Origin of the sequence: Kitasatospora sp. NPDC017646, from assembly GCF_044329365.1 — a bacterium.
Taxonomy (GTDB): Bacteria; Actinomycetota; Actinomycetes; order Streptomycetales; family Streptomycetaceae; genus Kitasatospora.
Window position 1 is genome coordinate 134,138 of the sequence record NZ_JBIRJC010000019.1, and the last position, 25,383, is coordinate 159,520.

21 protein-coding genes are annotated in these 25,383 nt (G+C 74.2%); 9 read left to right on the forward strand and 12 right to left on the reverse strand.

The genetic code is table 11. From position 1 onward, the window contains the following. Positions 1-57 precede the first annotated feature (57 nt). Entirely contained in the window at positions 58-972 is a 915-nt protein-coding gene (locus tag ACH4J0_RS27155; protein ID WP_396243201.1) for an A/G-specific adenine glycosylase, read from the reverse strand. Positions 973-1,163: 191 nt separating this feature from the next. On the opposite strand from ACH4J0_RS27155, the gene ACH4J0_RS27160 reads away from it, so the two are divergent. Then, entirely contained in the window at positions 1,164-2,021 is an 858-nt protein-coding gene (locus tag ACH4J0_RS27160) for a hypothetical protein (RefSeq protein WP_396243202.1), read from the forward strand. 168 nt (positions 2,022-2,189) lie between these two features. Here ACH4J0_RS27160 and disA read toward each other — a convergent pair whose 3' ends face one another. Together disA and radA are read right to left on the reverse strand one after the other, a co-directional pair. Continuing rightward, positions 2,190-3,248, reverse strand: coding sequence for a DNA integrity scanning diadenylate cyclase DisA (disA, locus tag ACH4J0_RS27165; protein ID WP_391492578.1), 1,059 nt, complete (start codon positions 3,246-3,248; stop codon positions 2,190-2,192). A 202-nt stretch (positions 3,249-3,450) separates the two neighbouring features. Then, the gene (gene radA / locus ACH4J0_RS27170) at positions 3,451-4,962 is read right to left on the reverse strand and encodes a DNA repair protein RadA (RefSeq protein ID WP_396243203.1); all 1,512 of its coding nucleotides are present in this window, start codon (positions 4,960-4,962) and stop codon (positions 3,451-3,453) included. Between the two features lie 150 nt (positions 4,963-5,112). Between radA and ACH4J0_RS27175 the strand changes: the two genes are divergently transcribed. Further along, positions 5,113-6,960 carry a sigma-70 family RNA polymerase sigma factor gene (locus ACH4J0_RS27175; protein ID WP_396243204.1) on the forward strand — a complete coding sequence of 616 codons (1,848 nt, stop codon included), beginning with the start codon at positions 5,113-5,115 and terminating at the stop codon, positions 6,958-6,960. Positions 6,961-7,000: 40 nt separating this feature from the next. On the opposite strand, the gene ACH4J0_RS27180 is transcribed toward ACH4J0_RS27175, so the two are convergent. Together ACH4J0_RS27180 and ACH4J0_RS27185 are read right to left on the reverse strand one after the other, a co-directional pair. Beyond that, positions 7,001-8,335, reverse strand: a complete 1,335-nt coding sequence (locus tag ACH4J0_RS27180; protein WP_396243205.1) for a DUF1254 domain-containing protein — start codon at positions 8,333-8,335, stop codon at positions 7,001-7,003. Positions 8,336-8,463: 128 nt separating this feature from the next. After that, entirely contained in the window at positions 8,464-9,801 is a 1,338-nt protein-coding gene (locus ACH4J0_RS27185; protein ID WP_396243206.1) for a DUF1254 domain-containing protein, read from the reverse strand. Between the two features lie 253 nt (positions 9,802-10,054). Here ACH4J0_RS27185 and ACH4J0_RS27190 point away from each other — a divergent pair, with 253 nt between their 5' ends. Beyond that, complete coding sequence (locus ACH4J0_RS27190; RefSeq protein WP_396243207.1) at positions 10,055-11,095, forward strand: NAD-dependent epimerase/dehydratase family protein; 1,041 nt, start codon at positions 10,055-10,057, stop codon at positions 11,093-11,095. 177 nt (positions 11,096-11,272) lie between these two features. Here the strand turns inward: ACH4J0_RS27190 and ACH4J0_RS27195 are convergent, their stop codons facing one another. The 5 genes from ACH4J0_RS27195 to ACH4J0_RS27215 form a co-directional block, all read right to left on the reverse strand. Further along, positions 11,273-12,322, reverse strand: a complete 1,050-nt coding sequence (locus ACH4J0_RS27195; protein ID WP_396243208.1) for a family 2 encapsulin nanocompartment cargo protein polyprenyl transferase — start codon at positions 12,320-12,322, stop codon at positions 11,273-11,275. 173 nt (positions 12,323-12,495) lie between these two features. Next, on the reverse strand, positions 12,496-13,917 hold the full coding sequence (locus ACH4J0_RS27200; RefSeq protein ID WP_396243209.1) for a family 2B encapsulin nanocompartment shell protein: 1,422 nt from the start codon (positions 13,915-13,917) through the stop codon (positions 12,496-12,498). A 223-nt stretch (positions 13,918-14,140) separates the two neighbouring features. Beyond that, a complete protein-coding gene (locus ACH4J0_RS27205; protein WP_396243210.1) occupies positions 14,141-14,686 on the reverse strand; it encodes a methylated-DNA--[protein]-cysteine S-methyltransferase in 546 nt (181 codons plus the stop codon). Between the two features lie 122 nt (positions 14,687-14,808). Then, positions 14,809-15,042 carry a hypothetical protein gene (locus tag ACH4J0_RS27210; protein WP_396243211.1) on the reverse strand — a complete coding sequence of 78 codons (234 nt, stop codon included), beginning with the start codon at positions 15,040-15,042 and terminating at the stop codon, positions 14,809-14,811. A 182-nt stretch (positions 15,043-15,224) separates the two neighbouring features. Continuing rightward, positions 15,225-16,493, reverse strand: a complete 1,269-nt coding sequence (locus ACH4J0_RS27215) for an MFS transporter (protein WP_396243212.1) — start codon at positions 16,491-16,493, stop codon at positions 15,225-15,227. Positions 16,494-16,698: 205 nt separating this feature from the next. On the opposite strand from ACH4J0_RS27215, the gene ACH4J0_RS27220 reads away from it, so the two are divergent. Further along, entirely contained in the window at positions 16,699-17,502 is an 804-nt protein-coding gene (locus ACH4J0_RS27220) for a hypothetical protein (RefSeq protein ID WP_396243213.1), read from the forward strand. Between the two features lie 102 nt (positions 17,503-17,604). Here the strand turns inward: ACH4J0_RS27220 and ACH4J0_RS27225 are convergent, their stop codons facing one another. Next, the gene (locus ACH4J0_RS27225) at positions 17,605-19,416 is read right to left on the reverse strand and encodes an ABC transporter ATP-binding protein (RefSeq protein WP_396243214.1); all 1,812 of its coding nucleotides are present in this window, start codon (positions 19,414-19,416) and stop codon (positions 17,605-17,607) included. Positions 19,417-19,474: 58 nt separating this feature from the next. Beyond that, entirely contained in the window at positions 19,475-19,666 is a 192-nt protein-coding gene (locus tag ACH4J0_RS27230; RefSeq protein ID WP_396243215.1) for a hypothetical protein, read from the reverse strand. A 386-nt stretch (positions 19,667-20,052) separates the two neighbouring features. Between ACH4J0_RS27230 and ACH4J0_RS27235 the strand changes: the two genes are divergently transcribed. From ACH4J0_RS27235 to ACH4J0_RS27255, 5 genes are all read left to right on the forward strand, one after another. Then, positions 20,053-20,529 carry a hypothetical protein gene (locus tag ACH4J0_RS27235; RefSeq protein ID WP_396243216.1) on the forward strand — a complete coding sequence of 159 codons (477 nt, stop codon included), beginning with the start codon at positions 20,053-20,055 and terminating at the stop codon, positions 20,527-20,529. Continuing rightward, positions 20,522-21,322 carry a class F sortase gene (locus ACH4J0_RS27240; protein WP_396243217.1) on the forward strand — a complete coding sequence of 267 codons (801 nt, stop codon included), beginning with the start codon at positions 20,522-20,524 and terminating at the stop codon, positions 21,320-21,322. The genes ACH4J0_RS27235 and ACH4J0_RS27240 overlap by 8 nt, the downstream gene beginning before the upstream one ends. A 184-nt stretch (positions 21,323-21,506) precedes the next feature. After that, positions 21,507-22,379, forward strand: coding sequence for a hypothetical protein (locus tag ACH4J0_RS27245; RefSeq protein WP_396243218.1), 873 nt, complete (start codon positions 21,507-21,509; stop codon positions 22,377-22,379). Then, positions 22,376-23,161, forward strand: coding sequence for a two-component system response regulator CseB (gene cseB, locus ACH4J0_RS27250; RefSeq protein WP_396243220.1), 786 nt, complete (start codon positions 22,376-22,378; stop codon positions 23,159-23,161). Before ACH4J0_RS27245 ends, cseB begins: the two co-directional genes overlap by 4 nt. A gap of 47 nt (positions 23,162-23,208) precedes the next feature. Next, a complete protein-coding gene (locus ACH4J0_RS27255) occupies positions 23,209-24,408 on the forward strand; it encodes a sensor histidine kinase (RefSeq protein WP_396243221.1) in 1,200 nt (399 codons plus the stop codon). Positions 24,409-25,383: the final 975 nt, after the last annotated feature.

Sequence of the window (25,383 nt, forward strand, 5' to 3'; positions counted from 1 at the left end):
GCGCCCCCGGGAGGCTTCGAGCCTTCCGGGGGCGCCGTCGTGCCGTCGCCGTCCCGCCTACTGGGGGAGCCGGTAGACGCCCTGTTCGACCGGCTCGACCAGGCCGTCGGCGACCAGCCCGTCCAGGGCCCGGGCGCGCTGCACCGCGTCCGGCCAGACGGCGTCCAGCCGGGCCTGCGGCACCGTGCCGTGCGCCTCGCGCAGCACCGCGAGCAGCTTGCCGCGCACCTGGCGGTCCGTGCCCTCGTAGGTCTGGCCGCGCCGGGCCGGGCCGTCGTACGGCGGGCGGCCGGCTCGCTGCCAGGCGCAGACGGTGAACAGCGGGCAGTCCCCGCACTCCGGCCCGCGGGCGGTGCAGACCAGCGCCCCCAGCTCCATCACGCCGACCGCCCAGGTGGCGGCCGTCCCGGCGTCCTCGGGCAGCAGCGCGGCCGCGGTGCGGCGCTCGGCGGCGGTGGTGGCGGTGGCCGGGTACTCGACGCCGGTCACCGCACGGGCGAAGACCCGGCGGACGTTGGTGTCCAGCACCACGTGCCGCTGGCGGAAGGCGAAGGAGGCCACCGCGGCGGCGGTGTACTCCCCCACCCCGGGCAGCGAGAGCAGCGTGGCGTGGTCGTCCGGAACCTCTCCGCCGTGCTCCTCGGTGATCGCCACGGCGGCCGCGTGCAGCCGCAGCGCGCGGCGCGGGTAGCCCAGCCGGCCCCACATCCGGACCGCCTCGCCGGGCGCCTCGGCGGCGAGGTCGGCGGGGGCGGGCCAGCGGGTGAGCCAGGCCTGCCAGGCGGGCAGCACCCGCTTCACCGGGGTCTGCTGGAGCATGAACTCGCTCACCATGACCGCCCAGGGCGTCGCGTCCGGGGTCCGCCAGGGCAGGTCGCGCTTGCTGGACTCGTACCAGTCGATGACGGTCGAGTGCAGCAGCGGAAGGGGCATCGGCGGCGAGGGGGCTTCGGTGGCGGTGATGGCAGTCATGGCCCTTCGATCCTCCCATGGCGGTGGGCGCGACCGAAGTGGCGGATTGTATTCCGCTTGATCCGAAATGACCCGGAAGTCCGGATTCGGCCTCTCCCTCGAACGGATCAAATGGCGGATCATGTGAAAGAAGGGGCGACTGTGCGGTGTTGGTGAGTCAATCGACACACACAGTCTCGTAGAGTTTGGTCGTGCCCTCTCTGCGTCAACCCGTGGGACCGCTGCCGGCCTCGATCTACTGGCGTCGGCGCGTCGTCGTGCTCGTCGCCGTCGCGGCGGTCGTCGCCCTGATCGCCTGGCTGATGACCGATCAGGGCGGCGGTGACGGCGGCTCACCGAGCAAGGCCGCCCAGGCCGCACCGACCCAGTCCGAGAGCCAGACACCCGCTCAGACGATCGCGCCCGGCGCTTCGCCGAGCGGCCCTGCGGCGCACCCCGCCACCGGCGGCACCGGCGGCGGGCCGGTGGCCAGCGGCGGTGGCAGCGAGGTCGGCCTCAGCGGGGGCGGCACGGGTGGTGCCGGCGGCACCGGTGGCAACCCGGCTCCGGCCGGCGGGTCCGGCGGCGGTTCGGCCGGCGGGTCCGGCGGCTCGGGCGGCGGCGCCCCGGCGGTGAACACCCCCGAGGTGATGGCGCTTCCGGTCTGCTCCTCCTCCCAGGTGGCCCTGGAGCTGGCGGGCACCCAGAACTCGTACCAGCCCAAGGACAAGCCGAAGCTGGCCCTGACGGTCAAGAACTCCTCCGGTGCCAACTGCCGGGTGGACCTGGGCCGCACCGCCTCCGTGATCACGGTCAGCAGCGGCAGCAACAACGACCGGGTGTGGTCCTCCGGCGACTGCCCGCCCGACAAGGGCAGCATCTGGGTGCAGATCCCGGCGAACAGCAGCCAGACCGAGACCTTCACCTGGGACCGCAGCCGCAGCAAGCCGCAGTGCGCGACCGCCGACCAGGCGGCGCCGGCGAGCGGTACGTACGTGGTGCTCGCGGAACTCACCGGGCTCTCCGGGGACAAGGTCTCGGCGCGGACCTCGATCCGACTGGACAACTGAGCCCCCGTCACTCCCTTACGGAGCCCCCGACCGCAGCGCGGCCGGGGGCTCCGGCTTCGTGGGGGCCCGGTTCAGCGGGGCCCCGGCTTCGTGGGGGTCCCGGAGACGCGGGACGGCCCCCGGGGAACCGTTTCTCCGGGGGCCGTGCGCGGTCTGCCGCACGTCGGGTCAGACGTAGCGTTCCAGGATGGACGATTCGGCAAGGCGGGACAGGCCCTCGCGGACCGAGCGGGCGCGGGTCTCGCCGACGCCCTCGACCGTCTGCAGGTCGTCGATGCTGGCGGCGAGCAGCTTCTGCAGGCCGCCGAAGTGCTCGACCAGTCGCTCTATCACCGTATTGGGCAGGCGCGGGATCTTCGCCAGCAGGCGGTAGCCGCGCGGGGAGACGGCGGCGTCCAGGGACTCCGGCGAGCCGGAGTAGCCGAGCGCCTTGGCGACCGTCTGGAGGTCCAGCAGCTCGGCGTGGGTGAGCGCTTCCAGGTCGCCCAGCACCTCGGTGACCGTCCGGCCCTTCTTGGCGGCGCGCTCCGGGAAGTAGTCCCGGGCGACCAGTTCGCGCTCGGGCTCCACGCCCGCGATCAGCTCGTCCAGCTGGAGCGAGAGCAGGCGGCCGTCGATGCCGAGCTCCAGCACGTAGCCGGCGATCTCGGTGGCGATCAGCCGGACCATCTCCAGGCGCTGGGCCACGGCGGTGACGTCCCGGACCGTCACCAGGTCCTCGATCTCCAGGGCGGAGAGCGTGCCGGCCACCTCGTCCAGGCGCAGCTTGTAGCGCTCCAGGGTGGCCAGCGCCTGGTTGGCGCGGGAGAGGACCGTGGTGGAGTCCTCCAGCACCCGGCGGGTGCCGTTGACGTACATGGCGATCAGCCGCATCGAGTGCGAGACCGCGACCACCGGGTAGCCGGTCTGCCGGTTGACCCGCTCGGCGGTGCGGTGCCGGGTGCCGGTCTCGTCGGTGGGGATGGTGGAGTCCGGCATCAGGTGGACGCCGGCCCGGACGATCTTGGTGATGTCCTTGTCCAGCACCACCGCGCCGTCGAGCTTGCACAGCTCGCGCAGCCGGGTCGCGCTGAACTCGACGTCCAGCACGAAGCCGCCGGTGCACAGGGACTCGACGGTCCTGTCGAAGCCCAGCACGATCAGGCCGCCGGTGTTGGCCCGCAGGACCCGTTCCAGGCCGTCACGAAGCGCGGTACCGGGCGCGATGGCGGTGAGGGAGGCCCGCAGCAGGGCCTCCTCACGGGAGGCCTTGTCCGCCCCCCGGTCGCTGGCTGCCACGTGACTCCTCCGGTCGACCCCGTGCCGCGCGCCTCGCGCCGTGCGCCGGTCCGCGGTCTGTTGCTCTGTCGCTCAGTACCGCTCCGGTACTGCCTTCTGGCCAATGAGACTGGGGAAAGTCTAACTGCGTGCGGCTTCGGCAGGGCTGGGGTCAGCGCAGTTCGTCGGAGTCGAGCGGCTCCCAGCCGTCCATCAGCTCCTCCGGGTACGCGGGGACCTTCGCGGCGCGGGGCGCCGGCGGGGCCGACGGGGCCTCACCACGCGCCTCGCCGCGCGGCTTGGCGGCGGCCCGGCGACGGCCGGGGATGGCCCGCAGCGCCTCGCCGATGTCCGCCACCTCGACCACCTTCATGCCCGGCGGCACCTTGCCCGGATCCGGCGGGACGAGGGCGTGGGTGAAGCCCAGCCGGTGCGCCTCGGCGAGCCGGCGCTGCACACCCGTCACCCGCCGCACCTCGCCCGCCAGGCCGACCTCGCCGATCGCCACCAGGTTGCTGGGCAGCGGGGTGTCGGTGGAGGAGCTGGCCACCGCGAGCGCGACCGCGAGGTCGGCGGAGGGCTCGGACAGCTTCACGCCGCCGACCGTCGCGGTGTAGATGTCCTGCTTGCCGAGCTTCACCCCGCCGTGCCGCTCGACCACGGCCAGGATCATCGCGATCCGGGGCGACTCCAGGCCCGAGGTGGTGCGGCGCGGGGAGGGGATCTGCGAATCCACCATCAGCGCCTGCACCTCGGCGACCAGCGGGCGCTTGCCCTCCAGGGTGACGGTGAGGCAGGTGCCCGGGACGGGCTTGTCACGCCTGGTCAGGAAGAGGCCGGACGGGTCGGCCAGGCCGACGATGCCCTCGTCGTGCAGCTCGAAGCAGCCCACCTCGTCGGTGGCGCCGTAGCGGTTCTTGACCCCGCGGATGAGCCGCAGCCGGGCGTGCCGGTCGCCCTCGAAGCTCAGCACCACGTCCACCAGGTGCTCCAGCAGGCGCGGGCCGGCGATCTGGCCGTCCTTGGTGACGTGACCGACCAGCAGGGTGGCCATGCCGCGCTCCTTGGAGGCCCGGATCAGCGCGCCCGCCACCTCGCGGACCTGGGCCGGGCCGCCGGGAGCGCCGTCCAGCTCGGCGGAGGCGATGGTCTGCACCGAGTCCAGGATCAGCAGGCCCGGGCCGACCGCCTCGATGTGCCCGAGCACCGCGCCGAGATCCTGCTCGGCGGCGAGGTAGAGGTGCTCGGAGAGGGCGTTGATCCGGTCGGCGCGCAGCCGGACCTGGCCGGCCGACTCCTCGCCGGTGACGTAGAGCGTGCGGTGCTGCCCGGTGGCCGCCTTGGCCGCGACGTCCAGCAGCAGGGTGGACTTGCCGACGCCGGGCTCGCCGGCCAGCAGCACCACCGCGCCGGGGACCAGGCCGCCGCCGAGCACCCGGTCCAGCTCCGGCACGCCCGTCGAGCGGGCCGTCGCGACCTGGCCGTCCACCTGGGCGATCGGGCGGGCGGGCGCGCTGACCGGGCCGGCGGCGGTGGTGCGGATCGGCACCGCGCCGTACTCCTCGACCGTGCCCCAGGCGTTGCACTCCGGGCAGCGGCCGACCCACTTGGGCAGCTGGTTGCCGCACTCGGTGCAGCGGTACGCCGGGCGCGGCTTGGCGGTGGTCTTGGAACGCGGAGGCATGCGGCCCACGGTAGTGCCTGGGTGTGACAGCCGCGGTCCCCGACCGGACGCGCCGGGCGTCCACACAGATGGGCGATGTTGTTACCCGAAAGAAGTACACGCGCGGTGAACGGCGGGGGCGGACGGCCGGTTGTCCCTACCGTCGGACGGGTGACAACGCGAACTGTTGGGCCCGTCGGGGCGCAGGACGCCGTGCTCGCGGCGTACGACCGGCAGGCGGACGGCCTGTTCACCTACTGCCTCTCGGTGCTGTGCGAGCACGACGCGGCCGCCGACGCGCTGCGCGAGGTCCGCGAACTGGCCCGGCGGCACGGAGCCCGGCTGGCCGAACCCGGGCTGGTGCGGGCCTGGTTGTTCTCGCTGGCCCGGTACTGCTGCCTGCGGCGGCTGGCGGACGGGACGGGTGGGGAGGCCCGGGTGGATCCCGGGGCGGAGCCGGGTGCCGGGCTCGGGACGGAGCTGACCGAGGCCGAGGCGGTCCGGCGGCGGCGCGAGCTGGCCTCGCTCGCCTGGCCGGAGGCGGCCGGGACGGACCCGGAGCAGCGCGAGGCGCTGGAGCTGTCCGTCCGGCACCGGCTGACCCCTCTGGAGGTGGCGGCCGTCCTGGGCCTGCCGTTCGAACGGACCCGCGGGCTGCTCTCCACCGCCGAGGCCGAGGTGGCCCGGACCAGGGCGGCGCTGCTGGTGCTCGGGGTGGGCAGCTGCCCCGAACTGGACCGGCTGGGCGGGGCCGGGGCGGAATCCTGGCGGGACTGGGTGCTCGGCCCGGCGCTGCGGCGGGAGCTGGTGCAGCACGTGGTGGACTGCCCGACCTGCCGGGGGACGGCGGAACGGGTGGCCGCCGGAGAGGCGGCCGAGGGAGCGGCGGGACTGTCGGGGCTGCCGCTGCTGACGGCGCCCTCCTCGGCGGGCGGGGTGGCGCCCTCGGCGGCCGGGGCGGCGGGGCGGCGCGGTTCGGCGGCGGTCGAGCCGGGACCGCGCTTCGACCCCGGCGGCTTCCCCCGGCACCGGGCGCCGGATGCGGGCCGGGGGCTGGCGGTCCGTCGGCGGGTGGTGACCACCGGGGTGCTCGCGGCCGTCCTGGCGGCGCCGGTGGTCGCGCTGTGGGCCGGGCACCGGGGCGGTGGTGGGTCGGGGTCGACGGCCTCGGTCTCGGCCGTGCGGGTGGACGAGGCCGGGCGGGACGCCGGGCGGGACGCCGGGCAGCGGCCGCCGTGGTCGGCGGCCGGGGCGGAGGCGGCCGGGGGCGCGGGGACGCCGGGGCTGGAGCTGGCAGATGCGGGCGGCGGGGGCGGCGCGGGTGGTGCAGAAACGTTGCCCCCCGGATTTCCACGGATCAGCTTCCAGGGACCACTGGTCCCGGTGCCGGGCCGCGGCGCGACCCCGCTCGGCAGCCCCACCCTGATCGCCGCCCCGGCCCCGCTGGTCGAACGGGCCTCCGCCCCGGGCGCGGCCGACCCGGCCCCGGCCGGGCTGCTCACCGTCGAGGCCGGGGAGTACGGCAGCCGGACGGTGCTCACCCTCACCGACTCCGGCACCACCGAGATCCGTTGGCACGCCGTGACGGACGCCGGCTGGCTCCGGCTCAGCCGCGACTCGGGGACGCTGGCACCCGGGCAGCGGATCACCGTGATCGTCACCGTGGACGAGGACCTCGCACCCACCACCCACTGGACCGCCCGGATCGCGCTGTCGCCCTCGCAGGCGGTGGTCACCCTGGAGGGCGGGCCGCAGAACCGCGGCGGGCCCTCGTCCTCCTCGGCGGAGCCCTCGTCGGTGCCCTCGTCGGCACCGAGCGGGGGGACGTCGGCGCCTGCCACGGCGAGCGCGACGGCCACGGCTCCGCCTTCGTCCACGCCGAGCCGGACGGTCACGCCGTCGCCGTCGGGCTCGGGCACGCCGTCGCCCTCCGGGGCGCCGACCGGTACGGCGGCGCCCTCGGCGACTCCGACCGACGGCGCGTCGCCGCACCCGACGGGCGCGGCGTCGGGCCGGTAGCAGGATCCGGGGTGGCCGGGCCGGGTGGCGGAAGCCGGCGTCAGGTGCGGCGGATCGGAGGGATCTGGTAGCTGCCGTCCAGCAACGAAGGCTTCGGCTGGTAGAGCCGGATGATCGGGCGGAACTCGCCGAGCGGGGTGGGCAGCCAGTTGGCGGCGGCCGTCGGGTCCTCGGGCGGTTCGTGCTGGAGGGTCAGGGTCAGCGAGCCGTCCGGGCCGTACACCAGGCCGCGGGTGCGGTCGCCGATGGAGTAGCGGTTGATCGGGTTCTCCACCAGGTAGTAATCCGGCACCGAGTACATCGTGACGGACCAGAAGGCCTCGGTCGGCGGGGGCTGTTCGAAGCGGAGGGTGTAGCTGTTGGCACCGGTCAGCGGGCGGCCGTCGGAGTCGTCGTAGGTGACCGCGTACGAGGCCTCGTAGGCGTGGTTGCCCCAGAGGCCGGCCCGGGCGGCGGCGGCGCGGCTGAGGTAGGCGGCACGGCGGTCGGGGATGCGCCACTCGGGGTCGTCCAGGGTCCCGGGGCCCAGGTGGTCGAGGTTGTAGTCGAAGAGGTGGAGCGCGGAGCGCCACTCGCCGAGCGGGTGCTCCTCGGGCGGGCGGGTGGCGTCCTCGACCCGTTCGCGTCCGGCGGCCAGGCCCTTGGCGAGCGCGAGGGTCCACTCCGCGGCGGCCGCGCGGTAGGGCGAGGTCCCGTCGTCCAGCAGGCCGAGCGGGGCGAAGCGGCGCTGGTACTCGATGTCGGGGGTGGCCGGCGGGAAGGCCTGCATCCACACCCGCAGGCGCTCGAAGAAGGCCAGCCGCTCGGGGACGTCCGGGTCGGGCTCGGGCAGTCCGGCGACCAGGCCCCCGGGTTCCAGCGGTTCCAGGAGGAGCCCGGCCTGCAGCGCCTTGACCCGCGGGAGGTCGCGCGAACCGTTGCAGGCGAAGCGGCCGACGATCGTGCCGAGGGTGGTGGGCAGCTCGATCACCCGGTCCGGGTGTGGGGCGGTGCCGTGCCAGTCGGGCGGGACGACCAGCCAGGTCTGCGCGTCGGTGCCGGTGGCGCGGCTGCCGAGGTAGGCGACGTTGTCCGTCCAGGCGCCGATGAACTGCAGCACGTAGTAGGCGCCCTCGGTGTCCGGGACGTGCAGCACCTGCGGGCCCTCGGACAGGTCGAGCTGGGCGATCGAGTAGATCGTGTCGTTGTTGACCGAGACGAACTGGTCGCCGGGGCCGGCCAGCCGGGTGGCGTGGCTGAAGTGGTTGAACGGCGCCGCCGGGAGGGTGCCCAGGCCGCCCTTGGCGAAGCGCTCGACCATGGTGAGGCCGGCGACGAGCGGGTAGCCGTAGACGTAGGCGTCGGCAGCCAGGGCCTCCAGCTCGGGCAGGTTCATCGGGGGTCCTTCGTCGGGTCGGAGCCGGGTCGGGTCGGGCCTGGGGCCGGGTCAGGCCTGGGGCCGGGTCGGGCCTGGGGCCGGGTCGGGCCTGGGGCCGGGTCAGGTCTGGGCCGGGGTGGGGCCGGTCAGTGCGGGGTGAGCGGCGGGGGCTGCCAGCGGCCGTCCAGGACGGATGCCTCCGGGCCGTGGATCCGGAGCACGACGGCGAACGGGCCGTCCGGGGCGGGCAGCCAGTTGGCGGAGTGCTCGGCGTCGGCGGGGCGCTTGTGCTGGACGTAGAGGGTGAGGCCGCCGTCCCGGTCGCGGACCAGGCCGGGGGTGTGGCCGCCGACCGAGTAGCGGTCCAGGGTGTTGTCGACCAGCCGGTGGCCGGGGAGCGCGTAGACGGTCGCGGACCAGAAGAAGCGGGCCGGGGGCAGGGCGTCCGGGGCGAAGCGGATCCGGTGGTCGCGGTCGCTGGCGTTCGGCGGGCGGCGGCCCTCGCCGTCCGCCGCCCAACGGCCGTACCAGACCTCCTCGACGGGCAGCCCGTACGGGCCGAGCTCGGCGGCGACGGCCTGTCGGAGGAAGTCCGCGCCGAGCTGTTCGCGGCTGCCGAACAGGCTGGCGCAGTCGCGCAGTTCGGCGACGGCGCGGGTCAGCCGGGCGCGGCCGTCGGCGATCCCCCGGTCGAGTTCGGCGCGGACCTCCAGCGGGAGGACGGCGGGCTCGAACTCGCCGCGGCCGTCGATGCCGAGGTCGGTGAGGCGGCCGCGCAACTCGGTCTCGGCGGACGGGAGCCCGTCGGTGAGGGGGAAGAAGCCGAGCAGGAAGTCCAGGAAGGTGAGGAACTCGACGCCCTCCAGGACCTCGTCGCGCCAGACCGGCCAGACCGGGTCGGGGGCGGGGGCGGGCGCAGGGGTGCCGGCGTACTCGTGCAGCGGGCGCAGCCGGTACTGGTCCTGAACGGCCCGCAGAGCGGCGAGGTCGGCGGGGGTGCTCCCGGTGAGGCGGGTGTGGCCGACCAGACCGACCAGCCGGGTGGCCGTGCGGATCACGCCCCTGAGGCCGGGCGGCGGCTCGCCGTGCCAGTCGGGGCCGGCCACCAGGTAGTCCCCCGCCTCCTGGCCGGTGGTCCGGGAGCCGATCAACCCGGCGTGCAGGGCGTCGAGTTCGTGCACCGCGAGGACGTGGTAGCGGTCCTGGGCGGGGACCGAGAGCACCCAGGGTTCGGCGCGCAGGTCGAGCCAGGCGCGGGAGGGGAGGGTGTCGTTGTCGGCGGTGACGGCGTCGGTGTCGGCGGGGGTGGCCGGGCGCGCGGTGTGGTGGAAGGCGCCGAAGCCACCGGCGTAGCCGGGGTCAGCGTCGTCCAGGGCCTGGGCGTAGAGGCTGCGGTAGGTCCGCAGGACGGGGTGGCCGCGGATCCAGGCCTCGGCCGCGGTCGCGCGGATGGTGGCCGGATCGACGAGTGCCGGGTTGACCATGCTGTCGCTCTCCCAGGCCGGATCAGGTCATGGATCGTGTCATATCAGTACATTTGGGATGCTAAGTGGGGCGGGGTGGGGTGGCACGTCGGGCGGCGCCCGGCCCGGCGTCCCGGCCAGCGGCCCCGGTGTCCCGGCCGGCGGTCCCGGCCGGCCTCCCGGTCGTTGCGCCTGCTCCGGCGGCTCCGCTCCGGCGCTCTGCTCAGCGCTAAGCCGGGCGTACGGGCGGGGCCGCCGGGACAGGCTGGGCGGTATGAAGATCCTCCTGCTCGGTGGCTCGTCCTTCCTCGGGCGCGCCTACGCCGTTGAGGCGCTCGCCCGCGGCCACCAGGTCACCACCTTCAACCGCGGCCGCCACGCCCCCGACCTGCCCGGGGTCGAGGCCGTCCGGGGCGACCGCGACAGCGCCGAAGACCTGGCGCGGCTCGTCGAGGGCCGCCGCTGGGACGCCGTCGTCGACACCTCCGCCCAGCAGCCCGCCCAGGTCGCGCTCTCCGTTCGGCTGCTGCGCGAGCGGGCCGACCACTACACCTTCGTCTCCTCGGTGCACGCCTGCGCCGACTGGGCCACCCAGGTGATCACCGAGGACTCCCCGCTCCTCCCCTGCCCCGCCGACACCCCGCCCGACCAGCCGTTCGGCCGCGAGCTGAAGGCCGGCTGCGAGCGTGCGGCGCTGGCGGGCTTCGGCTCCGACCGCACGCTGGTGCTCAGCAGCGGGCTGCTGGTCGGGCCCTACGAGGTCGGCGGGCGGCTGCCCTGGTGGCTGGAGCGGATGGCCCGCGGCGGGCGGGTGCTCGCACCCGGCGATCCGGGGCGGGCCATCCAGGTGATCGACGTCCGGGACTTCGCCGCCTTCGGGCTCGACCTGTTGACGGCCGGGACGGCGGGGCGCTTCCTCACCACGGCGCCGCCCGGGCAGCTCACCTTCGGACAGTGGCTGGAGACCTGCCGGGAGGTCGCGGGCGCCCCGGAGACCGAGCTGGTCCGGGTCGACGACGGCCCGCTGCTGGCCGAGGGACCGGACCGGGTCGAGCCCTGGACCGAACTCCCCTTCTGGGCACCGGACCTGCCGGACTGGGCGTACATCTGGCAGGTCGACAGCAGCCGCGCCCGGGAGGCCGGGCTGCGCTGCCGCCCGTTCACGGAGACCGCCCGGGACACCTGGGAGTGGCTGCGCAGCCGGGGGCCGGTCGAGGACACCGACGCCGAGGGGCGCAAGGGCGCGCCGGGGTCGCTGTTCAAGCAGGGCATCGAACCCGCCAAGGAGCAGCGGCTGTTGGCCGCGTACGGGTGACGTGCAGGCCGACGGTGACCGGCCGGAGCGGGAGGCCGGCCGGCCGGAGCGAGAGGCCAGTCGGGCCGGCTTCCCACACCGGGCGGCGACTCGGTGGGTGCGGTTCGGTGGGTGCGGTTCGGTGGGTGCGGTTCGGTGGGTGCGGTTCGGTGGGTACGGTTCGCCGGGTACGACGACTCAGTGGGTGCGGCGGGTCACCAGCTCGGCCAGGGCCAGCAGTTCGTCGGCCGCGGACGGCTCCGGCACGGCCACGGCCAGCTGCGCCATCGCCGCGGCCATCCGCTCGCAGGACTCGCCCTGCGCCCAGCCGCGCCCGCCGGCCGCCTCGACGGCGCTCGCGCACTGCGCCAGCTCCTGGGCGCTGAGCGGGCGTTCCAGTGTGTAGAGCTCGGCGAGCCGGAGGCCCTCGGCGGTGCCCGAGCCGAGCGCCTTGACCACCGGCAGGGACTTCTTCCGGGCGACCAGGTCCGCGCCGACCGGCTTGCCGGTGACCGCTGGATCCCCCCAGATACCGATCAGGTCGTCGATCAACTGGAAGGCCAGGCCGATCTCGCGGCCGAAGCCGTCCATCGCCTGCGCCGCCTCCTCGGACCCGCCGCCGTACAGCGCGCCCATCGCGCAGGCGGCACCGAGCAGGGCGCCGGTCTTGGCCTCGGCCATCGCCAGGCACTCGGCGAGCGAGACGTCGTTGCGCTGTTCGAAGGCGCAGTCGATCTGCTGGCCCTCGCAGAGTTCGACCACGCAGTCGGCGAGCCGGCGGATCGAGCCGCGGGCGGCCGGGTGGGCGTCCTCGGCGACCAGGCGCAGCGCGAGGGAGTGCATCGCGTCGCCGGCCAGGATGGCTTCGGTGGTGCCGAACACCCGCCAGGCGGTGGGCCGGTGGCGGCGGGTGTCGTCCCGGTCGATGACGTCGTCGTGGAGCAGGGTGAAGTTGTGCACCAGCTCCACCGCGGCGGCCGCCGCGACGGCCGTGCCGGGGCTGCCGCCGAGGGCCTGGGTGGCGGCGAGGACCAGGGCGGGGCGGATCGCCTTGCCGGAGGGGGCCTCGGAGGGCGTGCCGTCCGCCTCCCACCAGCCGAAGTGGTAGCCGGCCACCTTGCGCATCGTGCCCGGCAGTGAGTCGACGGCGGCCCGCAGGACCGGGTCGACCAGCCCGCGGGCGCGGGCGAGGATGTCGGCCGCCTCGTGGCCCTCTTTGTGGTCCCGCTCCAGCGTGGAGCTCGTCATGGGTTCCTCCCCCTGTAGGGCGCGTGTCATGGGACGGCCGGCCCGTGGGCGGCCGGGTGCGCCGGGACGGCGGGCCGGTGGCCGTACGCGCCGCGGCGCGCCGCCCGGCCGGGGCTGCTGGTCCCCGGCCGGGCTGCGCGGATTCGACCGGAAACCGAGCCGGCGGCTGTCCGTCAGCGTTGGGCGACGTCCACGTTCTCAAGCACCCCGACGGCGTCCGGAACCAGGATCGCGGCCGAGTAGTAGGCGCTCACCAGGTAGGAAATGATGGCCTTCTCGTCGATTCCCATGAACCGCACCGAAAGGCTCGGCTGGTACTCGTCCGGAATTCCGGTCTGGTGCAGGCCGATGACACCCTGGTTGTCCTCGCCGACCCGCATCGCGATGATCGAGCTGGTGTGCCCGCCGACGACCGGGATCTTGTTGCACGGGAAGATCGGCACCCCGCGCCAGGCGCTGACCTGCCTGCCCTCGACCTCGACGGTGCCCGGGTAGAGGCCGCGCTTGTTGCACTCCCGGCCGAAGGCGGCGATGGCCTTGGGGTGGGCGAGGAACATCCTGGTGCTGCGGCGGCGGCTGAGCAGCTCGTCCATGTCGTCCGGGGTGGGCGGCCCGGAGTGGGTCTGGATCCGCTGCTCGTACTCGGCGCTCTCCAGCAGGCCGAACTCCGGGTTGTTGATGAGCTCGTGCTCCTGGCGCTCGCGCAGGGCCTCGATGGTCAGCCGGAGCTGGTGCTCGGTCTGGTTCATCGGCTTGTTGTAGAGGTCGGCGACGCGGGTGTGCACCTTGAGGACGGTCTGCGCGACGCTCAGCTCGTACTCGCGCGGCTTGAGCTCGTAGTCCACGAAGGCGCCGGGCAGGTCGTACTCGCCCTGGTGGCCGGCGGAGAGGTCGATCGCGGCCTCGCCGTGCTTGTTCTGCGCCCGCTCGAAGCCGTTCAGGTACTCCATGATCTGCAGCTGCAGCGACTCGGAGCGGTCGTGCAGCTCCTGGAAGGACGGCCAGGCGAGCACCATCACGGTGCCGGCGGTGGCGGCGCGGACGGTGTACGGCCAGCTGCCGTCCTCCTCCTGGAGCACCTCGTCGCCCAGGTGGTCGCCGTCGGCCAGGGTGCCGACCACCGTCTCCTCGCCGTACTTGCCGGTGCCGAGCCGGTCGAGCTTGCCGTGCGCGATCAGGAAGACCTCGCTGATCGGCGTGCCGGCGGTGACCAGGACGTCGCCCGCGTCGAACTGCCGCTGCACGAAGCGGCCGGCCAGCTCCTCCAGCACCGCCTCGTCCTCGTACCCGCGCAGCACCGGCACCTCGACCAGCGTCTGCGGGACGATCCGCACCTCGGAACCGGTCTTGACGAAACTCACCCGGCCGCGGCCGACCTTGTGGCGCAGACGGCGGTTGACCCGGTAGGTGCCGCCGGAGACCTGCACCCAGGGCAGCATCCTGAGCAGCCAGCGCGGGCTGATGCCCTGCATCTGGGGCGCGGACTTGGTGGTCGTGGCGAGGTTCCGCGCGCCCGCCGTGCTCAGGGACTGCTGCTGCCGGATCTCCGGCTGCGCGCCCGGCGCAGGAATACCGGCATTGGTTTCGGTCGACATAGGGGAAGCCCTTCGCATGCCCGATGAAGTGTCGCCTTGCACATTCTTGGTTGCAGCTTCATGGTGGGCCCGTTCGGGGTAAGCCGCAATCACTCGTTCGAGTGGCTCTGAATAACCGAACAAATAGTACGACTAGATCAACTGATCGATATTTGTTCGACTATTTATTCGAACATATTGGAATGCCGCGCCCCGTCTTGCTCCATCGACCGTACGGCTGACACTACAGCGGACCGTTCCAGTCCAGCGTCGGTTCCAGCACCCCTTCCAGGGTGAGCAGCCAGCGCTTCACGTCGATCCCGACCCGGCCGCCGCCGAAGCCGCCGATCCCGTCCGCCGCCACCACCCGGTGGCAGGGCACCAACAGGGCCACCGGGTTGGCGGCCATCATCTGCCCGACCGTCCGGGCGGCCAGGCCGGGTTCGGTGACGTCCTCGAACACCCCGCTGCGGGCGGCCAGTTCGCCGTAGGTGATGGTCCGGCCGTACGGCACCTGCTCCCAGAGCGTCCGCAGGACGGCGCGGTGGGGCCCGGAGCTGAGGCTCCAGTCGATCGGCAGGCCCAACTCCCGGGTGCGTCCCGCCAGGTAGGCACCGATCCGCTCGGTGACAGCGGTGATCTTCATGGGATCGGTGCACGGCGGCGCCTCGCCGTCCCGTCCGCCGTAACCGGCGGCCGCCACGCCCAACGGCGTCACCGCGATGTGCATCGGACCGCTGGGCAGCGGGGTCGGCACGGTCAGCCAGGACAACGACCAGGACTGCGGCACGCTCGGGCCCCCACCCTCCACCGGGCCGGCCACCGGCCAGCCCGGCGACCGCGGGGCGTTCCGGACCGGCCCGCCCCGCGCGCCATCGTACGGCGGGCGGGGCGGGCGCTCGGTCGGTCCGGTCAGAGCTGCTCCTTCAACCTGCGGGCGGTCGACGCGCACCAGTGCACCAGCTCGGCGCGGTCCGGCGAGTGGCCCTCGCACAGCACCGCCAGCTGGGCCTCGGTGATCCGGTCCGGGCCCGGGATCTCCAGCAGGTACGCCAGGTCGGCCAGTACGGTGGCCAGCCGCTCCGCGTCCGCGTGGTCCAGGGTGGCCGCGCTCTGGTGGTGGCTGATGGTGAGCGAACCGGGCATGGTGAACCTCCTCCGTACCCCCTCCGTCCACGGTACGACCGACCCGGCCACCCCGCCCGCCGCGGAGGCACGCACGCGTGGGCGGAGCGACCGGCTGTGCTCCGGGGCCGGCCGGATGCGGTGCGCGGTGGGCCGCACCGGTGTCGGCCGGGGGTGCGCCCCGGAGCCGTCCGAGGGGTGGGTCAGTGATCCGGGCCCTCCTCCCAGCGACGGTTCCGTACGGCCGGTACGCCCAACACTACGGCCCCGGCCACCACTTGCCAGACCGCTCCGACCAACAGCACCTCGCCGGCACCGAACCGGTCCGACAGCGGACCGGCCGCCGCCAGGCCGAGCGGGCCGACGGCGAAGGCGCCGAGCGCCCCGAAGGAGGTCAGCCGGCCCAGCAGCTCCGGCGGGACCCAGTGCTGCATCGTGGTGGCGTACAACGTCCCGCAGACCGCCGAACCGACCCCCGCCACCAGCGCGGCGGCGACCACCCAGGCCAGCGGCGCCCCGGCCGCCAGCGCGGCCGACGGCAGCGCCCAGCCGAGGGCCGCCACGCCGGCCACCGCGAGCGGCCGCTCCGGGCGGCGGCCGAGCATCAGCAGCCCGCCCAGCACCGCGCCCGCCCCGTACACGCCCATCACCAGGCCCCAGGCCCGGGCGCCGCCGAGCTCCCGCTGCGAGATCAGCGGGCCCAGCACCAGGAAGGGGGCCCAGACCAGCAGGTTGAACAGGCCCATCTGCGCGGTGGTGATCCACAGCCACGGGCGGGTGGTGAACTCCGACCAGCCGGCCCGCAGTTCCCCGCACACCGAGCCCGCGCCGCCCGGGCTCGGGCGGTCGGGCGACCGCAGACCCGCCAGCGCCAGGGCGCCGACGCCGTACGTCAGCGCGTCGATCAGCAGCACCACCGCCGGGCCCCGCACCGCCGTGACCAGGCCGGCCAGCGCGGGGCCCGCCACCGTGGACACCGAACGGGAGAGGCCCAGCAGGGTGTTGCCGTCCGCCAGCAACTCCTTGCGGCGCACCAGGTCGGGCACGATCGCGCCGAAGGCGGGCATGAACAGGCCCTCGCCGATCCCCCAGACCGCCACCAGCGCCACCATCGCCCCGACCGGCGCGTGCCCGGTCGCCAGCAGCACGGCGAACAGCGCCTGGACGAGCCCGCGCAGGACGTCCGAGCCCAGCATCAGCCGGCGGCTGCCCAGCCGGTCGGCGATCAACCCGCCGGCCAGCAGGACCAGCACCACGGGGAGGATCCGGGCGGCCAGCACCCAGCCGAGGTCGGTGCCGCTCCCGCCGCCGTCGAGCACCGAGAAGGCGACCGCGACCGGCGCCATCGAGGAGCCGAGGAGGGAGGTGGTGTACCCGATGAAGAAGCGGGTGAATTCGCGCTCGCCCAGCACGGCGAGACGGTCTCCCGGACGCCGCGCAGGGGCCGGGATCCGTTCTGTTTCCACTGCCATGGGCAGTCAGTCTGCGCTCGCGCGGAAGCGGGTTTCAAGGGTTTCCGGCGAAAAACCTGAGCCGTTCGGCATCAATTTTCCGGCCAGCGGGATCCACCGCAGTAAATCACCGATCAGATGGCGAATGAGCTGCTATTTACTGCGGAGGACGGATATATTTCCGCAGCGCTGGTTCATGTCGTTTACTGCGGAAGAAGGCGGACGGATGACGGAGTTCCCCCCGGTCGAGTACGGCGTTGCCGTCGAGCGCTACCTGGCCGCCTCCGGGCTCGCCGAGGGCTCCCGGCGGATCTACCGGATCGCCCTGAGCACCTGGGCCTGGGCACTCGCCGACCGGCCCGCTCCCACCGGCCCCGAACGGCGGCGTGCCCGCCCGCCCGTACTGCCGCTCGCGCTGCTCGACCACCCGGACGCCGCCGGACGGCTGCGCACCGCCGTCGCGCGGCGCACCGCCGAGACCGACCCGCGCACGCTCAACCGCGAACTCTCCACCCTGCGCGCCGCCGTGGCCTGGTGGCGGTCCCGGGGCTGGATCGACGGCGACCCGAGCGCCGGCCTGCGCCCCCGCCCGCTGGCCCGACCGGCCGGGGCCGGAGCCCCGCTGACCGCCGAACAACTGCACGCCCTGTTCGTCCGACGGGCACCACTGCGCGAGCAGACGCTCTGGCACCTGCTGCACGAGTCCGGCGCCGCCATCGAGACCGTACTGGCCCTGGACACCGACCAGTTGGACCTGCCCGGCCGCCGCACCCGCCCCCGCTGCGACCGCACCCAGCTCCGCTGGAGCACCGGCACCGCCCGGCTGCTGCCGCTGCTGATCGCCGGCCGCTCCGGCGGCCCGCTCTTCCTCACCGACCGCCGGGCCCCGGCCGGCACCCCCGCCGCCGACCGCTGCCCCCACACCGGCCGCGCCCGCCTCTCCTACCGCCGCGCGGCCGAACTGTTCACCGCGCACACGGAAACCCTCGGCCCCGGCTGGACCCTCCGGCAGCTGCGGGAGGGACGGTAGGGACGGTAGGGCCGGTAGGGACGGTAGGGACGGTAGGGACGGTAGGGGTCACCCGTCATGCGGGGGCGGCCGGCGTTCCGGCGGGCAGTGGCCCGCGGCCGCTCATCCGGCGGCCCGGGTCGGGGTCGCGGCCCGGTCGAGGCGGGCGTAGCCGGCGTCCTGGGCGAGTAGTTCGCGGTGGCTGCCGCAGGCCACGACGCGGCCGCCGCGCAGCAGGACGATCCGGTCGGCGTTCCGTACGGTGAGCAGGTTGTGCGAGATGATGATCGTCGTCCGTCCGCTCATCAGCCGCCCGAGCGGCTCCAGGATCCGCCGCCCCGACTCCGAGTCCAGCCCGGTGGTCGGCTCGTCCAGCAGCAGTACGGGAGCGTCCCGGACCATCGCCCGGGCGATCGCGATCCGCTGGCGCTGGCCGCCGGACAGCAGCCGCCCCTGCTGGCCCACCACCGTGTCGTAGCCCTCCGGCAGCCGGCTGACGAACTCGTGCGCGTCGGCGGCCCGGGCGGCCGCCACGATCTGGGCGTCGGTGGCTCCCGGACGGCCGTAGGCGATGTTCTCCCTGATGGTGCCGTGGACGACCAGGGTCTCCTGCAGCAGCACCGCGATGTGCTCGCGCAGATCGGCCAGCGCCAGGTCGCGCAGGTCCATGCCGTCCAGCCGGACGGCACCGCGCTCAGGGTCGTAGAAGCGCAGCAGCAGCTTGGCGATGGTCGACTTGCCCGCCCCGCTCTCCCCGACCAGCGCGACCGTCTCGCCCGGTTCGGCGTGGAAGGAGACGTCGTTCAGCGCCAACCGCGGCGCGTCCGGGTAGCGGAACCGCACCCCTTCGAAGGCCACCGCCCCGCGCACCCGGGCCGGGCGCAGCGGCTTCGGCGGATCGGCCACGTCCGGCTGCTGGTCCTGGAGTTCGATGATCCGCTCGGCGGCGGCTGCGGCCGAGAAGAATCCGTTGCTGAGCCGCCCGATCCCCTTGACCGGGCCGTAGAGGCGGCTCAGGAGGGCGACGAAGACGAGGAGCTCGCCCAGGGTGAGGCGGCCCTGGGTCAACTCCCAGGCCCCCAGGCCGAGCACGATCAGCGCACCGGCCAGTTCCAGCATCTCCACGATCGGCTCGAACAGCGCGCGCAGCCGGGTCGCCGCCATGGTCGCGCGGAACCGCGCCAGGTTCTCCCCCAGGAAGCGCTTCTGCTCCCAGTCCTGCCGGTTGTACGCCTGCACGAGGGCGATGTTGCCGAGGGTCTCCTCGGCCAGGGCGCTGACCGAACCGCTGCGGCGGCGCCGTTCGCGGGACGCGGTCCTCACCTTCCCCGAGAAGCGCCGGGCGGTGATCCAGAACAGCGGGGCCACCACCAGGGCCGTCAGCGTGAGGTCCCAGCGCAGGTAGAACAGCAGGCCGAGGAAGACGGTCAGCTCGGCGACGTACGCGACCGCTTCCAGGACGCCCGAGAGCAGGAAGGTCTCGACCGCCTCGACATCCCCGGTCAGCCGCGACAGTACGTCGCCCAGCCGCCGCCGCTCGAAGAAGCCCAGCGGTAGGCACTGGAGGTGGCGGAACACGTCCGTGCGCAGATTGAGGAGGAAGCGCTCGCTGACCCAGGTGGAGAGCGTCTCGTCGACGAAGCCCAGGCCTCCCGCCAACAGGGTCAGCCCGGCGTAACCGAGCGCCACCGGCAGGAACAGCCCGAGTCTGCGCGGCACCAGCACGTCATCGACGACGATCTTGAACAGCCAGATCATCGCCGCGTCGACCACCGGGCCGAGCAGGACGATCGCCACCAGGAGGATCAGCCAGCGCCTCCCCCCTCGGGTGTAGGGCCAGAACTGCCGGAAGGTCCGCCGCAGCGGTACGGCCGGGGCCGGGGCGACGACCGGGTCCTCCCGGCCGTCGCCGTCACCCGTGTCGACGGCCGTCAACCGCCGCAGGGACCACACCAGTTCGTCCTAGCCAGGGACCATCACCGGTCCGTGACCGTCAGCACCGGTTCCAGCGGCGCAGGCCGCGAAGGCCACGACGGTCGTCGTCGCCGAAGTCGCGGAAATCGTCGAAGTCGCCCCGGCCGCCACGGAAGTCCCCGCGGTCGTCCCCGCGGCCGCCGTACCCGCGGCCACCGCGGTCGCCGCGGTCGCTCCGCAGCGTCGGAAGGAGGTTGGCGAGGATGCTCATCACTGCCACCTTTCTCTCGGTTTGTCCCCCACCGGAATGTACGGATGGGCGGGCGGAAGTACTCAGCCCGGGACGCATGTCACCGGATGTGTTCGGTGTCACCGAGTGTGTTCCGGCGTGCGTCACGGGCTCCGTCACGGCTTCCGTCACGGCTTCCGGCTTCCGTCACGGCTTCCGTCACGGGCCCGTTCCGCTCGGCCCGGGAACCGTTACCCAGCCGATGGGCCACCGTGACACGGCCGGGCGGGCGCCGCGACACGGGCCTCCTACCGTCACTGACGACGCACCGGCTGCCCGTACGGGCCGGCCGTACAGGCAGCGTGCGTCCGCGAGAGCCGCGGTCTCGCCATTGCCGCATTCACCGGAGCACGAAGGAGAACCACCGTATGAGCAGGAGCCGTACCCACCGCTCGCCCGCCCGCCGGATGCTGGCGGTCTGCGCGCTGACGGGCGCCGCACTGATGTCCGCGGTCACCGGCGGGCAGGCCTGGGCCGACGGAGCCCCGCAGGCCGCCACTCCCACCGCCCACGCCCCCGCCAACGCGGCCCCGGCGGGCTCGGCCGCAGGCGGGGGCCGCCCCTCCGCCGTCCCTGCCCCCGCCGCCGCCGAAGCCGCGCCCGGCTCCGCCGCCGCGCCGGCCAGGCCCGCCCCGGCCGGCTCCGTCCCCTCGGCGCAGCCCGCCCCCGCCGGCGCGCAGCCGCAGGTCCGCGCGGTGCCGAAGGGTGCCGCCCAGGCCGGTGACGGCTCGGGCGAGACCGACGGCAACGGCCTGATGCTGGCGGGCGGCGGCGCCGTCGCGGCCGTCGGTGCCGGTGCGCTGGGCTTCGCCCTGCTGCGCCGCCGCTCCGGTGCGCGTGGCTGACACCGGTCCCGAGTCCGCCGGGCACCCCGGCGCCCTTCCTCCGCACCCGGCCGGGCGGGGAAGCGGCGCCGGGGTGCCCCGGGCGGCGGGGACCGCCAAGCGGCACGGCCGCGGGCGGCGGCGCGCCGCCCGGCCCGCCCCGAGCATCCTGCGCCGGAGCGTCTTCGGCACCGCCGGCCTGCTGTGCCTGGTGCTCGGGACCTCGCTCGCGCTGTCCGGCCGGGACACCCCGGTGGTGCGGATCGAGACCTCCGGCCACGACCCGGCGGCCGCCGCGCCCGGCGCGACCGCGCCCACCGGCACCGCCCCCGTGGGTGGCCCGACCGCCGACGCCCAACCGCTCGCCGCCTCGCCGCCCACCCGTCTGCAGATCCCGTCCGTCAACGTGGACGCCCCGGTGACCGACCTCGGTCTGAACGCCGACGGCACCGTCCAGGTGCCCTCGGCCGACCACGCCGACCAGGTCGGCTGGTACCGCAACGGCCCCACCCCGGGCGAGGCGGGCCCCGCCGTCCTGATCGGACACCTGGACACCAAGTACGGCCCGGCGGTCTTCAAGCACCTGCCGGAACTCCACCCGGGCGACCTGATCCGGATCCGGCGCTCGGACGGCGGCACCGCGGACTTCAAGGTCCGCAGCCTGCTCCAGGCCGCCAAGGACCACTTCCCGACCGACACGGTGTACGGCGACACCCCGGGGCCCGCGCTGCGGCTGATCACCTGCGGCGGGCGGATCGGCTCGGACGGCCACTGGACGGACAACATCATCGTGCTGGCCGACCCGGCCACCTGACCGGGCCGCCTGACCGGACCGCCCGCACCGGAGGTGGAACCGCCGGTCACCGCCCCCACGACCTACCCACCGGAACGGCCGCCGGGACGGACCGGCTACAACGGTCACAACGGCTACGGCAGCAGGACGGCCACGAGGACGACGAACCGGCACCGCACCGCGACCAGGAGGACGAGCACCGACCGTGGCACCACCGACCCCGCTCCGCCGCCGCTCCGGCGCCGTGCCCGCGGCCGCCCTCGCCACCCTGGCCGTCCTGACCGTCCTCGGTGTCCTGGCCTTCGGCCGTCCCGCCCCCGGCGGCCTGCGGGACGACGGTCCGCGCGCGGCCGTCACCCGGCCGCCCTCGGCCAAGCCGCTCTGGCCCGGACTGGCCACCGCGCCGCCGCCCGCCACCTCCGCGACCGGGTCCGCCACCCAGGCGCCGCCGCCGCAGCCGGTACCCGACCTGACCGTCCCCGGGCACGACCTCGCCGCCGTCGACGTCCACACCCTCCTCGCCGAGGACCCGGCGGTGAGCGCGGAGGAGCGGCGCGCGCTCGGCTCCTGCACCGACTGCGAGGTGCGGGCCCCCGAGTTCCGCGACCTCACCGGCGACGGGCAGCCCGAACTGATCACCGCCGTGACCACTCCCGGACAGGTCGTGCTGCACGTCTACACCCTCGTCGGCGATCGCGTCCTGCCGATCCTGCGGGTGCAGATCAAGCCCGACTTCGGCGCTGAGACCCTCGGCTCCGACCTGTGGCTGTATGAGCCGACCACCGTCACCACGCGCACCACCAGCCACTACCACTGGGACGGGACCAGGCTCGCGCTGGTCGAGAAGCGGGTGGACGGCATCGGCCTGCTCACACCCACCGCCCCGGGCGCCGAGCCGCCCACCGGATCCGGATCCGGATCCGGCGGCGCGGTGCCCGTCCCGATGCGCCCCTCCGCCGAGGCGAAGCCGGGCGCCGGCGCGGCCGTCCCGACCGCACGCCCCGGCCGACCCCAGCCCCAGCCCGCCCAGCCGTCCCAGCCGTACGCCCCCACCGTCGTCCCGGAAGCGAAGCGATGACCACCGCAGCCGCCCCCGCCCAGCCGCACATCCTGCTCGTCGAGGACGACGAGGTGATCCGGGAGGCCACCCGGATGGCCCTGGAGCGCTACGGCTTCCCGGTCACCACCGCCGCCGACGGCCTGGAGGGGCTGGAGGCCTTCCACGCCGTCCACCCCGACCTGCTCCTGCTGGACGTCATGCTGCCGCTGCTCGACGGGGTCGGCCTGTGCCGCCGGATCCGGGAGGAGAGCCAGCTGCCGATCCTGATGATGTCGGCCCGCACCGACCCGGTGGACGTGGTGTCCGGCCTGGAGGCGGGCGCGGACGACTACGTGGTCAAGCCCTTCGAGAGCGCGGTCCTGGTCGCCCGGATCCGTACCGTACTCCGCCGCGTCCGGGTGGCCCCGGCGGCCGTCCCCCCGGTTCCCGGTGCTTCCTCTCCTTCCTCCCCTGCCACCCCTTCTTCCGACGCCCCGGCAGCCCCTGTCGCCTCCCCCGCCCCCTCCCCCGCCGTCCGCAACTTCGACGGTCTGCAGGTGGACACCGACAGCATGGAGGTGCGGGTCGACGGCCACCTCGTCCCGCTCACCCCCACCGAACTGCGGCTGCTGCTGGAGTTCACCGCCGCGCCCGGCATCGTGCTGGAGCGTTCGGCGCTGCTGGAGCGCGTCTGGGACTACGAGTGGGGCGCCGACACCCGGGTGGTGGACGTCCACGTGCAGCGGCTGCGAGCCAAGATCGGCTCCGGCCGGATCGAGACCGTCCGCGGCTTCGGCTACAAGCTGCGGCGCCCCGCATGACCCCGCGCCTGCCCCGGCCGTCCCTCGCGCGGCTGACGCTGCGCCGGATGACCCTGCGTCGCCAGATCGCCACCGCCGTCGCCGCCATCTCCGTCCTGGTCGCGGTGGCCGTCGGCCTTCTGGTCCACCAGGCGATGATCCGTCAACACGTCGACCAGGCACGCTCCTCGGCGCTCACCGCCCTCACCTCCGCCCTCACCGACTACGGGCGCAACCTCCCCAGCCCCGGCGCCGCCGTCGACGACCCGGCCCTCCCCGCACGGCTGCACGACCTCGCCGCCGGCGGCCGGCAGGGCACGGTGCTCGCGACCGACCAGCAGGGCGAGTCGATGTGGGCGGCGGGCCCGGTCCAGGACGGGGTGCTCTCCGTCCGGGTGGACTTCACCCAGGACCGCCGGGCCATCGCCGACCTGGACCGGATCATCCTGATCACCGTCATCGCCGCAGTCTTCACCACTGTGCTGGCCGGCGTGCTCGTCGCGGACCGGATCAGCCGCCGCCTGCGCACCGCGGCCACCGCCGCCCGGGGCATCGCGGCCGGCGGCACCGACACCCGGATCGGTGAACTCGTCGACGGGAAGGACGAGGTCGCCGACCTCGCCGCCGCCGTCGACCTGATGTCCCGCACCCTGCACCGCCGCCTGGAGGACGAACAGCGCTTCACCGCCGACGTCGCCCACGAACTGCGCACCCCGCTCACCGGCCTGGTCACCGCCGCCGAACTGCTGCCGCCCGGCCGCCCCACCCAACTGGTGCAGAACCGGGTCCAGGCCCTGCGCGCGCTCGTCGAGGACCTCCTGGAGGTCTCCCGCCTGGACGCGGACGTCGAGTCCCCCGACCTCTCCGCCGTACCCCTGGAACGCGCGGTGCGCCGCACCGTCGCCCTCACCGGCCTCGACGTCTCGATCGGGATCACCTCCGACCAGGAGGTCCGCACCGACCTGCGTCGCCTCGACCGCATCCTCGGCAACCTGCTGCTCAACGCCCACCGCCACGGCGCCGGCCCGGTCGAACTCCACGTCGACGGCCGCCGCATCACCGTCCGCGACCACGGTCCCGGCTACCCCGAGGACCTCCTCGACCACGGCCCCCAGCGCTTCCGCACCAACGCCCCCGAACGCGGCCGCGGCCACGGCCTCGGCCTCACCATCGCCACCGGCCACACCCGCGTCATCGGCGCCACCCTCACCTTCACCAACCACCCCGCCGGCGGCGCCCTCGCCACCCTCACCCTCCCCCCGGACTGACCCCCGCCCCCACCAACGCCGAAGGGCCGGCTGTCGGGTTCGAAGGGACGACCCGGCTCTACACGGACTGGCGTGCGGCACCCTGTCCGACATGGGCGGGCTCAGAACACCTTGAGCGCCACGCCGCCAAGGGACAGGACGGACTGTTCTTCGTCTTATGACCAGGATGGGTCACAGCACCACCCGGCCGCGCGGATCTACCAGCACATGACCAGCGACCGGGACCGTGCCATCGCCGACAAGATGGGCGATGCCGCTCGCAAGGCGCTTGGTGAGGACGACGACCCCCAGGACGCTTCTGGCACGCCGATGGCACGGCCGGAGTAGGCATCCAAACGCCAGACATCTCGGCACCCGCTGAGAGCGCCATCCCCCTCGGGGGATGTGGACCCTTTGTGGACTCCACCTGCACGAACGCCCCGAACCGGACTCCGGCTCGGGGCGTTCTTCACTGTTCCACTGCTGAGCCCCCTGTCGGGTTCGAACCGACGACCCCCGCTTTACAAGACGAACCCGGGTCATGACGGGGAGTGACGCCTGATGCCGCGTGGCGCTGAACCTGCAGGTCAGCGCCGCGCGGCGGGTTTCGTGATCCAGTTCGGAGCGCTTCCTTCTACCCCGTCCGCTCACGCATCGCTCACGCACAGAGACCCCAGGTGGGTCCACGCAGCGGTATCCGCCGCCAGGATTCGGCAGCCCCGCTTCGGCACAGACCGGGGGTCGCTTCAGCCCGCCCCGAGCAAACGCAAGGTTCAACGTGTAAATAGTGGCCGTCACCTCTCACTCCTCAGCTTGTTGTCGGTCCGACCGTCCGGCTTTCACCCTCGGCCGCCTGGCCATCCACGATGCGTCGCCACCGTGCCGCAGCCAGAAAGTGTCGGCGACGGGTGAAACGAGGACCACGGACGGCGGATCAAAAGCGGGTCACTGCGTGATCTCTTGATCATCCTGACTTCACTGGTACGGGAGTCAGGA

Coding starts and splice junctions, on each gene's coding strand:
- ACH4J0_RS27255 (WP_396243221.1), top strand. CDS start 23,209: ATGACCCTGCGTCGCCAGATCGCCACCGCCGTCGCCGCCATCTCCGTC.
- radA (WP_396243203.1), bottom strand. CDS start 4,962: ATGCCTCCGCGTTCCAAGACCACCGCCAAGCCGCGCCCGGCGTACCGC.
- ACH4J0_RS27235 (WP_396243216.1), top strand. CDS start 20,053: ATGAGCAGGAGCCGTACCCACCGCTCGCCCGCCCGCCGGATGCTGGCG.
- ACH4J0_RS27195 (WP_396243208.1), bottom strand. CDS start 12,322: ATGACGAGCTCCACGCTGGAGCGGGACCACAAAGAGGGCCACGAGGCG.
- ACH4J0_RS27190 (WP_396243207.1), top strand. CDS start 10,055: ATGAAGATCCTCCTGCTCGGTGGCTCGTCCTTCCTCGGGCGCGCCTAC.
- ACH4J0_RS27155 (WP_396243201.1), bottom strand. CDS start 972: ATGACTGCCATCACCGCCACCGAAGCCCCCTCGCCGCCGATGCCCCTT.
- ACH4J0_RS27215 (WP_396243212.1), bottom strand. CDS start 16,493: ATGGCAGTGGAAACAGAACGGATCCCGGCCCCTGCGCGGCGTCCGGGA.
- ACH4J0_RS27230 (WP_396243215.1), bottom strand. CDS start 19,666: ATGAGCATCCTCGCCAACCTCCTTCCGACGCTGCGGAGCGACCGCGGC.
- ACH4J0_RS27180 (WP_396243205.1), bottom strand. CDS start 8,335: ATGAACCTGCCCGAGCTGGAGGCCCTGGCTGCCGACGCCTACGTCTAC.
- cseB (WP_396243220.1), top strand. CDS start 22,376: ATGACCACCGCAGCCGCCCCCGCCCAGCCGCACATCCTGCTCGTCGAG.
- ACH4J0_RS27200 (WP_396243209.1), bottom strand. CDS start 13,917: ATGTCGACCGAAACCAATGCCGGTATTCCTGCGCCGGGCGCGCAGCCG.
- ACH4J0_RS27185 (WP_396243206.1), bottom strand. CDS start 9,801: ATGGTCAACCCGGCACTCGTCGATCCGGCCACCATCCGCGCGACCGCG.
- ACH4J0_RS27220 (WP_396243213.1), top strand. CDS start 16,699: ATGACGGAGTTCCCCCCGGTCGAGTACGGCGTTGCCGTCGAGCGCTAC.
- ACH4J0_RS27210 (WP_396243211.1), bottom strand. CDS start 15,042: ATGCCCGGTTCGCTCACCATCAGCCACCACCAGAGCGCGGCCACCCTG.